Here is an 11,768-nt window from a genome sequence, read left to right on the forward strand (position 1 = left end):
CGGGTGAGTGCTAGATCGGAAGATACCGTAGACAAGGCAGATCGGGTCGCGTCGGATTCGCATATCGAAGGCCAGCCCACTATCGCTGTTGTCGGCGACGGGCAATTGGCTCGCATGATGCAGCCTGCCGCGGCGGAATTGGGGCAGTCCTTGCGATTGCTCGCCTCAGATACCTCCGCGTCCGCTGCCCAGATCATTCCCGACGTGGTCATTGGTGATTACACGAATCTCGACGACTTGCATCGCGTGGCATCGGGGGCGACCGCTGTCACTTTCGATCACGAGCACGTACCCCCGGAGCATTTGCGTACATTGCAAGCCGAAGGGGTGAATGTGGAGCCAGGCCCCGACGCGCTGCTCTACGCCCAGGACAAGCTGGCTCAGCGGAAGAAACTCCGCGAGATGGGCCTACCCGTGCCTCCCTTCATGGCGATGGAGTCGGTCGATGACGCGCGCCAGTTCTGGCATGTTATGGACGGGGAAGTATGCATCAAGGCGTGCCGTGGCGGGTACGACGGGCATGGCGTCTGGTTCCCCGAATCCGAAGACGAGTGTGCGGACCTCGTCGCTACTCTCATCGACGACGGCACGCCTGCGATGGCCGAGCGCAAAGTCCACCTGGTCCGCGAACTTTCCGCGATGATTGCGCGCACGCCATCGGGCGAGAGCGCACTGTGGCCCGTCGTCGAATCGGTGCAAAAAGACGGAATTTGTTGGTTGGCTATTGCTCCCGCGCCGGGGTTGGAGCCTTCTCTTCGCGACGAAGCGCAGCGGATTGCCACGCGCATTGCGACGGAACTCGGCGTAACTGGCGTGATGGCCGTCGAGCTTTTCGAGACGACGGATGTGGACGGCGATCCGGCCGTGGTGGTTAACGAGCTGGCGATGCGGCCGCACAACACCGGCCACTGGACGCAAGATGGATGTGTGACCAGCCAGTTTGAGCAGCATATGCGGGCGGTGGCGGATATGCCGCTCGGAAGCACCGCGATGACCGCTAACTGCACGGTGATGGCCAATGTGCTGGGCGGTGACGAGGATCCCGATATGGCCTGGTCAGAGCGCATGGTTCATGTGTGGAAGCGCTTCCCGGAGGCAAAAATCCATTTCTATGGCAAAGGGTTCCGGCCTGGGCGGAAGATAGGGCATGTGAACATCTCGGCGTCGTTGGTGTCGGATTCTGCTGACTCAGCTGGCTCCTCCGGCGAGCAGTCGAATGCTGTGTCTCCTGACGATGTTCGGAAGAAAGCGCAGGAAGCGGCTTATTTCTTGGTTCACGGGCAATGGCCGGAGACTGCCGATTAGGTTTGGCGCACCGAGGCAACAAAAGTTCCGGGCAAGAGAGGACAATTGACATGACTGACAACAGTGGACAGACAGCTAGCGCTGATTCGCAGCCCAGCGGCCCCAAAGTAGGCCTCATCATGGGGTCGGACTCAGACTGGCCAACAATGAAACCAGCCGCCGATATTCTTCAGGAGTTCGGGATCCCCTTCGAGGTCGGCGTGGTCTCAGCGCACCGAACCCCACAGCGCATGCTTGATTACGCACGTCAGGCCCACAAGCGGGGCATCTCGTGCATCATCGCCGGCGCCGGCGGGGCGGCGCACTTGCCCGGCATGGTGGCAGCAGCGACGCCACTCCCAGTCATCGGTGTTCCCCGTCCACTGGATAATTTGGAAGGCATCGATTCCCTCCTCTCTATCGTCCAGATGCCCAGCGGCGTTCCCGTCGCCACGGTCAGCGTCGGTGGTGCCAAGAATGCGGGCCTCCTGGCCGTGCGGATTTTGTCGGCAGGGGATTCGTCGTTAATCACGAAAATGGTGAAGTACCAGGAAGATATGGAGACTAGTGTCCTGAAGAAGGACCTTGCGCTCCGCCAGAAGCTCATGTCTGGCGCGGAGTGACCTGCCAGAAAGCGAGCTGCCAGTGAAGAAGACCGCGCGGACCCCTGCAGCCGCTGTTGCCCTGACCGGAGCTGGGGTGATCGGTTGGTCACTCTCTTTTCTTATCGACGTGGGAACGTGGCGCTTACTTCCCGCGGGGCTTGCCGTGACCGGGGCAGTGGGGGCGTGGACAGCGCGGAAGATGGGCCGAGCCTTACACACGCCCGACGGCCGAGGGCCTATCCACCTGGCTGCGGTGACGGCGACAGCGTGGTGGACGTCCACTGTCATCCCGGCCGCATGGATTGCGCTGATGCCGACGGATGTGCAGCCACTCGTCAGGGTTGTTGCCGGCGGGTATTCGCTGGTGTTCGTAGCGCTAGGTGCCGGCTTTGTGTGTTTTGTGCGGGCTGTGCGGCGTCATCGGTCAACGCTTCGGTTGCGTCATGTGGGCCAGCATGACAGTCCTGGTCATCGTTATGCAGGCGTTCCGGACGGGATCATCGTCTGCGGCGCTGGGCTGATTCAAGGTCGGGTGTCCCGCGTTCTGGCGTATCGCGTCGACAAGGGAATAGCAGTCTGGCGTGACACAGAGCGCGCATATCCGCCGAAAAGCTCCCGCGATGAGGGGCCCGAGCACGAACCGGTGTTGGTGCTCTGCGGTGGGCGGGGAAATGATGAGCCGCGCCCCGAGGCGGAGGCGATGGCGGAGTACGCGCGCGAACAAGGCATGCAGCCGCAACACATTGTGGTTGAGGACACCTCGACGACGACGGAAGAAAACCTCCGGCATGCTCACGCGATAATGACGGAGCGGTTGGGGAGGGAACCGGAATCGCTCGTGGTGGTGAGCACGGATTTCCACTGCATACGCATTGACATGATTGTGGAGCGGTTGCGTCGCGCCGGGCTCTTTCGTGAGTGCGATGTTGAGGTTGTAGGAGCGACGAATCCCCGCAGTGTGCAGAACCATAGCTTGTTGAGGGAATATGCCGCGGTGGGAATGCACTACGCGAAAAATTTGTTTCGTTAACCGTGTGGGCGTCTGCAGCGTGAGCGTGTGTGCAGAGTGGCTGCATTTGCGACGAAAACCACACTACAGGCGCGTGGATGGTGATTAATGTCCTGAATGCGCCTACAATCGACAACTGACCTTCACCAGAATCATTACTGAACCAATCCGACTCATGAGGTGAACATTTATGTCTAAGCTTCTGCGTTTCATTGGCCGCGCGGCCATCGCCCCTGTTTTTATCGTCGGCGGGAAGAACGCCTTGGACAACTCCGAGCAGCTGTCCGGTGTTGTTGAGCAGGCCGCTGACAAGCTGGGAATTAAGGAACTCCCGGTTTCCTCCAACCTTCTTGTTCAAGCAAATGGTGTTTCGATGATGGGCTTGGGAACCGCCTTGGGCCTCGGCATTTTCCCGCGCCTTGCAGCACTTGGCTTGGTGGGCTCCCTCGTGCCGACGACCTACGCCGGCCACCGCTTCTGGGAGGAAAATGAACCAGAGAAGAAGAACACTCAGGCTCTGAGCTTCGCGCTGAACACCGCTATCGTCGGTGGTTTGCTGAACATCGCTGCTGCTCCGCGCACGAAGCACAAGGAAGTTTCCAAGAAGGAATCCCGCCGTGCACGCAAGGCAGAGAAGAAGGCTGCACGTGCAGAGCGTAAGGCCAAGATTGAATCAGCCAAGAGCAGTGGCTTGCAGAAAGTTGGCCGCACCGGCGGGAAGCTGGCTTTCCTGACCAAGTGCCACTCGAAGTGCCACTCCAAGTAAATTCTGCTTGCTAATTTTTAGATGAAGCGGGTGCCGACGAGACATCCGCTTTTGTCATGCAGTGACGTTTGGTCTCTGGTTCCTGTGCCGGTTAGTTCCCCGCGGATTGTACCCTTAGTGCGGATAATCACTGGTAGCTGCTTTTTCTGTCTCCGCAATATCGCGGTACCGGCCGTCATTCCGGTTGGTTTCATCGGAATAAATGACGAGTGAGCCATTATTCATCCAGGTCCCGACGGCGACGATCAAGAAGTCACGGATGGTTGGCCACGCGCCCAGAAGTGCACGGTGTGGCTGAGGTGTGGTCTCGCTGTCGTCCGCTGCCGCATCATTGTCGTGAAGTTGCGCCTCGTACCAGCGCTGACCAGCGTCATAGAGCTCGCCGACGGTTAGCGTTCCGTTGCAGTCGTGGAGAACGATGTGGTCAGGATCGTCCGCTGCCGAGTCGTCGCCCATAAACGCATCGGGGCACAGTCGGGCCTCGCCAAAAAGATCCACCGGTTCCTCGACGTCGAGTTCGTCCAGGTCAACCCCAGTGTCTTCGACTGAGCGTCCGAAGGGGTCGTCGGTGCAGAGATAAACCGGGGCGCCAGAATATGCCGTCATGCTGTCGGTGTAGCGCAAGAAGGGGTTGTCAGTCCGAAGGCCGGCATCCTCTGAAGGTTCCGCGCTACTTGCGTCCTCGTCCGACGGCGCAAAAAGAGATTCAACAAACGCAACAAGACCATTGGTCTCTGCATCGGCAGCGTTCTCGTCGTCGATAAGTGTGATGCCAGCTCGAACTGCCCCGAGGATAATCGCGGCGGTCTGCCACCGGGTCGGCATGGTCACGGCCACCGAGTCGCCGGGCTCCATCATGGCTTCGTCGAGGAAATAATTTCCGAGCTTGGAGGCCCAATTATCCAGAGTGATGGTGCTGAACTCCATGCGGGACGATTTCCGCGGGTTGGGGGAATCCACGTAGACAGTCAGGCGTGGCGCACTGGGGTCGTGCTTCAGCGCAGCTCTCAGCAGGTCCATCGGTGCTCCATTTCTAGGGTTGCGTTGTTTTCAGGTCGCTCGCTGTTTCCGGGGCATGGGGGCCGGTTGCCCTAGCACCCCCAAACACCCGTTAATTCACGCACTTGGGGCTGTCACCAGCATCAAACTTCGGCGACTCGCCAGGCTGAGTATTGGTCTCACCCTTCTCACCAGGACCAGCATCGCCGGCACTCCCAGCCCCAGCGTTCGCATCTGCGTTATTGGCGTCGTCGGATTCCTCGCCGTCAAGATATTTCTGCAGAGAATCCTCGGTCTTGCCCGGGCCGTTGTAGTCATTAGTCAGGTACACGTTGATCTCGTTATCCGAGAGCGACGAGTCCTGCTCCACCTTGAGATGCAGCTTCTGGGCCAGGAACTTCGCGGGGTGCGAATCGGGATCGGCAGCCTTTACGACGCTGGTCTGCGGGCTGCCCTCCGTATCGTTCGCCGTGGTCCCTTCCGCGTAGCCCTCGCTGGTCGCGATCTTCGAGACCCGGCTGGCCAGGCCCGTGACGGATGAACCATTCGTCACCGTCACCGTGTATTGCGAGGCCATGAAGTCCCGTTCGACCGGTTCTTCCTCAGCTGAGCTTTCAGACGGCGATTCGCTCGAATCCTTGTGCTTATCCTCGCTCTTCTTCGGCGACTCCTCGCCGACGGTCTCCGCGACGAACGCCTTCACCTGGTCGGGATCAACGGTAACGATCGATTCGCCATTGTCGCCCGTTCCGTCCAGGCTGGTCGTCGGGATGGTTTGGAAGGACACATGTCCGCCGGCAACGTCCTGCATCTGTGTCGCAAAGCTCATGACATCCCAGTCGTTGTCCAACACCACCGACCGCTCAACGGCCTCAGAGAGTTTCGAGATTTTCGACGTGTTCGTCAGCGTGCCCGTCGAGAGAATCTTGTGAGCCAACGACGCCATGAACGCCTGCTGGCGCGCGATGCGGTCAAGGTCGCCACGAGGAAGGCCGTGGCGCTGGCGGACGAAGGACAGAGCGTCCGCTCCGTCGAGAGTCTGCTTGCCCTTCTTGAAGTGCGCCCCGGAGAAGTCGTCGTCAACGTCGTTGTTCAGACAGACCTCCACTCCACCGACAGCGTTGGTGAGCAGCACAAACCCCAGAAGCCCGATCTCAGCGTAGTGATCGACCGTAATCCCCGTGAGGTTCGCCACGGCATCGATCAGCGCAGAACGCCCAGCTTCAGTGGACTCCTTATCTATGTCGTCCTTATCCTTCCCCTCTTCCTGGAGCTCCTTCTCCTTCTCAAACTTGGTCGATCCGAACACCGCATTGATCTTCGTGTTCCCCAAGTCTTTCGTATGAATATAGGAATCGCGGGGAATGGAAATGGCCGTTGCCGACGACCCATCATTGGGCACGCGGATCAGTACGATCGTGTCGGTATTCAGGGTTGCGACGTCATCCCCGGCGCGGAGCATTTTCGCCTCTTCCTCCGTGAGGGGGTTGCCCTTGGCATCGGTGCGTGAATCCGCGCCGACGAGGAGAATGTCGGTGGCACCGTCCTTCGCTTTGCCCTTTTCGCCCAGCTTGAGGTTCCCGGCGGAGGCCATCTCATTGCCCAACCCGCCGATTGCTTTATAGCCGACGGCGGGCAGTATGACGCAGACCAACGCCATGACCACTAAAAGCGACTTGACCGCCCGCGAGCCGACCTGTTTGTGGCTGGGGCGTGCGTTCGGCGGTGCCTGAATGACGCGGGCTCCGGCGGCGCGATTCGCGGGACGGTTTCTCTCGCGCGATGGGCGGGAGGATTCCGCGTAGGTGCTCCTGCGTCGGTACGCGTCGGTGGACCGGTGGCGGTGATTGCCGCGCTCGCGAGGGGTGCGGTCGCGCAGGTTCTCGTGACCAGAGTGGTCATCAGGGGTGTGACGTGAGGCGGAATAGCGGGTAGATCCGTTGTAGCCGCGACGCCCGGCGCCAGACTGTTCGCTGGTGGCGTCGTTGGCCCCGGCTCCGGATGGCGACTCATGGCGATAGGAACCCCGCCGTGATGCGTCGCCGCTGCGTTCGTGCGACGAGCGTCCATGTGAGTCGTCACCGCGCCAGTAGTGCCCCTTCGGGCCCTGGCCTCGAGAATCGTCAGTCCTACCCATACAAAAAATTTCCTTTGGTCGATAGCTATGCCTACACATTAAGGCGGCATGACCGTGAAGCTTTTCGAGAATATACAGCTTACGCTGTAGTTTATGCGAGACGCGATAACCGTTTGGCATGTCGAACGTCATGACCGTTATGACGGAGCACACATGGGAGTACATATGGGTAGCGAACGACGGTGGTGCGACCCGGCCCCGTGTACACAGGCACAAGGAGAGTAAAGACTGTGAATATCCTCATCGCCGGAGGGCGAGGCCAACTAGGAACCGCGTTAGCAATGACTGCTCCGGCACCGGTACGGAGCGGGCACATCTCATGTTTGGGGCGGGCGGAATTGGACATCACCCAGCAGGACGTCATTCATGACGTTCTGGATTCGGAACAGCCCGACTTGATTATTAACGCCGCCGCCCACACCGCCGTGGACCGCGCCGAAGACCCTGCTCATCAGGACGCCGCACGTGCTGTCAACACCGATGGTGCTGCGTATTTAGCGCAGGCGGCCGCCCAGGCAGAAATACCTTTTATCCACATCTCGACGGATTATGTCTACGGCCAGAGTGACGCCGTCGAGTCGGACGGGGGCGGCGAGCCAGCCAATCCGACAGACGCGTCGGAGCCCTTCGTCGGCGGGCACGCACCCCTGCGCGTCGACACCCCCACCCACCCGCAGTCGGTCTACGGTCGTACCAAGTTAGCCGGCGATCGCGCTGTTCAGGCAGCGTTTGAGAACACCGACGTCCCCTGCGTCGTCGTCCGAACCGCGTGGGTCTACTCCGGCTCAGCCTTGCCCGACCACCACGACTTTGTCTCCACCATGATGCGCCTGGAGCAGCAGTCCCGTGGCGACGATAGCCCTCACGTCCGCGTCGTTAATGATCAGTGGGGAAGCCCCACCAACGTTTTCGACCTTGCCCGCGGCCTGTGGGAGCTCTCGGGCGCGTCGTCCGCGACGATCAACTTTCCCGCGATCCTTGCCCCCGGGAGTGTCGTGCATTGCACAGGAGCGGGCGCGTGCACGTGGTGGGACGTGGCGCGTCGAGTATTCGCAGAGGTCGGAGCAGACCCAGATCGTGTTATCCCGATTTCCAGTGAGGATTACCCGACGGCGGCGGCGCGCCCTCACTGGTCTGTTCTCGACAATTCGTCGTGGCTCGCGCTGGGTCTGACACCGCTGCCGGCCTGGGAGGATGGTGTACATCGTGCTGTCACCGGTGTGTGCTGATTCACCGCGGGATCGAGTACAGTATGGAACCTGTGAGCGATAAACAGGCAGAGTCACCAGCAGAACACCAGCTCAAGGGGGATCGGGCTCCGCTAGCCATCGTGACCGTGACCTATTCGCCAGGGGATCACCTCCGTCGTTTCCTCGATTCTCTTGCCGACGCGACCAGCCGGGAGTTCGTCGTCGTGATGGCTGATAATGGGTCGACCGACGGCGCTCCGGAAGCGGCTGTGGCGCCCAATGTGGAGCTACTCCGCACGGGCGGAAATGTGGGGTACGGAACCGCGGTGAACATTGCGGCTCGTCTGTTGGCCCGACGGCGGGGCCACGACAACGCGGTAGACAGCGAATTCTTTGTGATTGCTAACCCCGATGTGGAGTTCTCGCCGGGCTCGATTGACCGCATGATTGAGGCTGCGCATCGCCACCCACGGGCCGGAGCAGTGGGGCCGAAAATTGTGGAGCCCGACGGCAGTGTGTATCCGTCCGCGCGAGAAGTACCGGAAGTTATTAGTGGTATCGGGCACGCGCTACTGGGCCCGATCTGGAAGGATAACCCCTGGTCAAAGAAGTACCGACGTGGCGCTGACCTTGACCGCGAACGCGAAGCAGGATGGGTGTCTGGTTCCTGCTTGCTCGTGCGGTGGGATGCGTTTGAATCCATCGGCGGATTCGACGAGCGGTACTTCATGTATATGGAAGATGTGGACCTGGGCGATCGCATGACCCACGCCGGGTGGCAAAACATCTTCACCCCAGAGGCGACGGTGACTCACGCGCAGGGCCATTCCGCGAATAAGCACAAATCAACGATGCTTCCAGCCCATCATGACAGCGCCTATCGGTTCCAGGCGGATCGGCATCCTGGACTTCGGTGGTTGCCATTGCGTGTCGCGCTGTGGTGCGGATTGAAAGCGCGAACGGGGATTTCTGTCGCCTTGGCTGGGCTGGATAGTCATACCAAAGGGCATCAGAGTTAAAGCTTTATAAATGAGGGGGGACTCGACGGAAGTGCGGGGCACGTCGTCGCCCCTAGGCGCGGGAGCACAGTTTTGTCCTAGGGGAGTGGTAGTTTAATCGCGAATCGTTGTACGCACGCGCGTCGGCCACTTTTCGCGCGTCCATTGATAGCGGTGACACAGGCCGTTGACCCGGCTTGGAGTCACGCACGTCTAGAAAGGCATGAAAAATGGTCGTTGATTTCAGGGGTGCCCAAGGATGGGCACAGGATTCTGCAGATCAACAGCAGCTAGAAGTCGGTGCGCATCTCGCGGAGAACACGGATGCCGTCATTCTGGTGGGCGGTAAAGGAACGCGCCTGCGTCCTCTGACGAATTCTGTACCAAAGCCAATGATGCCGACGGCGGGGGTGCCTTTCCTCCAGCATTTGCTGGGCCGGATTAAAGCAGCCGGAATGACCCACGTCGTGCTGGGAACGTCGTTCAAAGCAGAAGTGTTCCAGGAACACTTTGGTGACGGCTCGGACCTAGGCCTCGAGATCGAGTATGTCGTGGAGGAAGAGGCCCTGGGTACGGGCGGCGGTATCCGTAACGTGCTGCCATCGCTCCGCCACGATAACGCCCTCGTTTTTAATGGCGACGTGTTGGGCGGCACGGACCTTCGCGCGGTGTTAGGGACCCACGCGACGAAGGATGCGGATGTCACCATGCACCTGGTGCGCGTTCCCGATCCGCGTGCTTTTGGTTGCGTTCCGACGAATGAGGATGGCCGGGTGACGGCGTTCTTAGAGAAGACGATGGATCCGCCGACGGACCAGATCAACGCCGGTTGCTACGTCTTTAAGCGCGAGATTATTGGCCGTATCCCAGAGAACCGTGTGGTGTCTGTTGAGCGGGAGGTGTTCCCGAAACTCCTTGACGACGGTCTACGCGTGTATGGCCACGTTGACCAGGCCTACTGGCGTGATATGGGTACGCCGGCTGATTTCGTCCGTGGTAGCTCGGACCTGGTGCGGGGCATTGCGTATTCGCCGATTTTGGTGGGGAAGACCGGGGAAGCCCTGGTGGACTCGTCGGCGCAGATCGGCGGAGGTGCGCTCTTGCTCGGCGGCACCTACGTGGGCCGTGGCTGTGAAGTCGGCGGCGGCTCCCGCTTAGATACGACGGTCCTTTTCGACGGTGTCGAAGTGGAGGCGGGCGCAACCTTGGAGCGCTGCATCGTTGCCGCCGGGGCCCGGATTGGCGCCCGTGCTGTTCTTCGCGACGCGGTGATCGGCGAGGGGGCCGTGGTCGGTGCGCGGTGTGAACTGATCGATGGTGTCCGCGTGTGGCCCGGGGTGAATATCCCCGATAGCGGAATTAGGTTTTCTACCGACGTTTAGCCTCCGCGGGAAGGATCTATCCCACCCATTGATGAAAAATTGGTAAGGAAACGTATATTAATCATGCGAGGTCGGTAGACCACAACATCTAGTGGTCTGCAGGTTAAGTATGAGGGTATGTCGTGTTTTCTCCGAAAAAGGGTCAGCGTCCCTATGTAACCTGTGTGACAGATGTGACTAAAGGGGTTTATGTGGCGTGTTTACGCAGGTGACGGGGCTTGACGTATTCGAATTACACGTGTGTAATCGTCCTGTAGAAAGACTTTCCGCCGACACGGAAAATGTGCTTGGTTTGTCCTTCCGAGAGTGGTAATGCCTGGTTTTTCCAGGCGAATCTGACTCTCTATCAGGGCGAATGGCGCATATCGGGCGGAAAGTGCGCGAGAAGCGTGCCGGCCTGCACAACATAAGACCCCACAAGATGTAGTGCTAGCTTGTCGGCCCGTTGACCGCATGAATGACCCTTGATGTGGATACCGCGACGCGTGCCAGTAGCCATCCACCCCGGCGCGACCACGTCGTTTGACCAAAAAGGAGAGGCATGGCTGATTCATCCGCGCACTTCCCTCGCGCTACCCTCCATGCGCTCATGGGAGAGGAAGTTACACAGCCGGACCAGCCTGGCGACGTCTCCTACTCGTCCGACCTTGCCGAGGACTTTGATATCCTTTTCGATTCTGTGGAGCAAGAGTGGCAAGAACAAGCTCTCTGCGCAGAAACAGACCCTGAGGCTTTCTTTCCTGAAAAGGGTGGTTCAACCCGCGAGGCAAAACGTATTTGTAAAGCCTGCGCGGTTCGTGACGAGTGCCTTGAATATGCCCTCGAGCACGATGAACGCTTCGGTATTTGGGGTGGGTTATCCGAACGTGAGCGTCGTCGTCTGAAGAGGCAGATCGGCTAAAGCAGCCGGCTCATTCCAGATCTGGATCGATCATGCGTGGCTCGACGTTCAAATACGTGGCCACCAGCTTCCCGATAATGTAGTGGAGCAATTCCGAGCGCTCGGTCATATTTTGTGTGCGCATTTCAATGGGGCGTCGGAAAACAACAATCCGGGGGCGCGTCGGACGGCCATCATCGTCGACACCGGCAGGTATCAGCCGGCCCAGAGGGACTGCACCGTCGGCCACAACTTCGTCGGGCCACACCGTCGTCAATTGGCGGGAGCGCATGCGTGGCACAGTGTCTAGCGCGATGTCCAGGTGTTCTAACTCTTCGGACCATTGCTCGTGGATCGGGGCGTAGGCGTCTAAAACGGCTTGGTCGAATTCTGCCGGGCGGCTGGTCCACCGCGGAACTTCGGGGGGCAAGATCGGCCCACGTATGCCACGACCGTGGCGCTCAGCTCGGCGGGAATAATCCATGCCACCAACCCTAATGGGCTCCGCCGGCAGGATG

11 protein-coding genes are annotated in these 11,768 nt (G+C 59.8%); 8 read left to right on the forward strand and 3 right to left on the reverse strand.

The annotated features are described in order from the left end of the window. Positions 1 to 3 precede the first annotated feature (3 nt). The 4 genes from JMN36_RS09800 to JMN36_RS09815 all read left to right on the forward strand — a co-directional run bounded on the left by JMN36_RS09800 (position 4) and on the right by JMN36_RS09815 (position 3,664). Complete coding sequence (locus tag JMN36_RS09800; protein WP_221924348.1) at positions 4 to 1,305, forward strand: 5-(carboxyamino)imidazole ribonucleotide synthase; 1,302 nt, start codon at positions 4 to 6, stop codon at positions 1,303 to 1,305. A 50-nt stretch (positions 1,306 to 1,355) separates the two neighbouring features. After that, the gene (gene purE, locus JMN36_RS09805; protein ID WP_204087384.1) at positions 1,356 to 1,907 is read left to right on the forward strand and encodes a 5-(carboxyamino)imidazole ribonucleotide mutase; all 552 of its coding nucleotides are present in this window, start codon (positions 1,356 to 1,358) and stop codon (positions 1,905 to 1,907) included. Positions 1,908 to 1,929: 22 nt separating this feature from the next. Beyond that, positions 1,930 to 2,919 (forward strand): YdcF family protein, encoded by a 990-nt coding sequence (locus tag JMN36_RS09810; RefSeq protein ID WP_204087383.1) that lies wholly within the window; start codon positions 1,930 to 1,932, stop codon positions 2,917 to 2,919. Positions 2,920 to 3,088: 169 nt separating this feature from the next. Then, positions 3,089 to 3,664, forward strand: coding sequence for a DoxX family protein (locus JMN36_RS09815; RefSeq protein ID WP_204087382.1), 576 nt, complete (start codon positions 3,089 to 3,091; stop codon positions 3,662 to 3,664). A gap of 114 nt (positions 3,665 to 3,778) precedes the next feature. On the opposite strand, the gene JMN36_RS09820 is transcribed toward JMN36_RS09815, so the two are convergent. After that, a complete protein-coding gene (locus tag JMN36_RS09820) occupies positions 3,779 to 4,684 on the reverse strand; it encodes a TIGR03089 family protein (RefSeq protein WP_204087381.1) in 906 nt (301 codons plus the stop codon). 91 nt (positions 4,685 to 4,775) lie between these two features. After that, positions 4,776 to 6,800 carry an LCP family protein gene (locus JMN36_RS09825; RefSeq protein ID WP_236881860.1) on the reverse strand — a complete coding sequence of 675 codons (2,025 nt, stop codon included), beginning with the start codon at positions 6,798 to 6,800 and terminating at the stop codon, positions 4,776 to 4,778. 230 nt (positions 6,801 to 7,030) lie between these two features. On the opposite strand from JMN36_RS09825, the gene rfbD reads away from it, so the two are divergent. The 4 genes from rfbD (at position 7,031) to JMN36_RS09845 (ending at position 11,271) form a co-directional block, all read left to right on the forward strand. After that, positions 7,031 to 8,029: a dTDP-4-dehydrorhamnose reductase gene (gene rfbD, locus JMN36_RS09830; protein ID WP_236881859.1), complete on the forward strand. Its 999-nt coding sequence runs from the start codon at positions 7,031 to 7,033 to the stop codon at positions 8,027 to 8,029. Between the two features lie 23 nt (positions 8,030 to 8,052). Then, positions 8,053 to 9,009, forward strand: a complete 957-nt coding sequence (locus tag JMN36_RS09835; RefSeq protein ID WP_236883109.1) for a glycosyltransferase family 2 protein — start codon at positions 8,053 to 8,055, stop codon at positions 9,007 to 9,009. 209 nt (positions 9,010 to 9,218) lie between these two features. Next, the gene (gene manB / locus JMN36_RS09840) at positions 9,219 to 10,370 is read left to right on the forward strand and encodes a mannose-1-phosphate guanylyltransferase (RefSeq protein ID WP_012732134.1); all 1,152 of its coding nucleotides are present in this window, start codon (positions 9,219 to 9,221) and stop codon (positions 10,368 to 10,370) included. A 589-nt stretch (positions 10,371 to 10,959) separates the two neighbouring features. Next, a complete protein-coding gene (locus JMN36_RS09845; RefSeq protein ID WP_052292494.1) occupies positions 10,960 to 11,271 on the forward strand; it encodes a WhiB family transcriptional regulator in 312 nt (103 codons plus the stop codon). Positions 11,272 to 11,281: 10 nt separating this feature from the next. Here the strand turns inward: JMN36_RS09845 and JMN36_RS09850 are convergent, their stop codons facing one another. Then, positions 11,282 to 11,734, reverse strand: coding sequence for a metallopeptidase family protein (locus tag JMN36_RS09850; protein WP_012732132.1), 453 nt, complete (start codon positions 11,732 to 11,734; stop codon positions 11,282 to 11,284). Between the last annotated feature and the right edge of the window lie 34 nt (positions 11,735 to 11,768).

Source organism: Corynebacterium pseudokroppenstedtii (genome assembly GCF_019754945.1).
In the GTDB taxonomy this organism is placed as follows: Bacteria; Actinomycetota; Actinomycetes; order Mycobacteriales; family Mycobacteriaceae; genus Corynebacterium; species Corynebacterium pseudokroppenstedtii.

Coding starts and splice junctions, on each gene's coding strand:
- JMN36_RS09820 (WP_204087381.1), bottom strand. CDS start 4,684: ATGGACCTGCTGAGAGCTGCGCTGAAGCACGACCCCAGTGCGCCACGC.
- JMN36_RS09825 (WP_236881860.1), bottom strand. CDS start 6,800: ATGGGTAGGACTGACGATTCTCGAGGCCAGGGCCCGAAGGGGCACTAC.
- manB (WP_012732134.1), top strand. CDS start 9,219: ATGGTCGTTGATTTCAGGGGTGCCCAAGGATGGGCACAGGATTCTGCA.
- JMN36_RS09850 (WP_012732132.1), bottom strand. CDS start 11,734: ATGGATTATTCCCGCCGAGCTGAGCGCCACGGTCGTGGCATACGTGGG.
- purE (WP_204087384.1), top strand. CDS start 1,356: ATGACTGACAACAGTGGACAGACAGCTAGCGCTGATTCGCAGCCCAGC.
- JMN36_RS09815 (WP_204087382.1), top strand. CDS start 3,089: ATGTCTAAGCTTCTGCGTTTCATTGGCCGCGCGGCCATCGCCCCTGTT.
- JMN36_RS09845 (WP_052292494.1), top strand. CDS start 10,960: ATGGGAGAGGAAGTTACACAGCCGGACCAGCCTGGCGACGTCTCCTAC.
- JMN36_RS09835 (WP_236883109.1), top strand. CDS start 8,053: ATGGAACCTGTGAGCGATAAACAGGCAGAGTCACCAGCAGAACACCAG.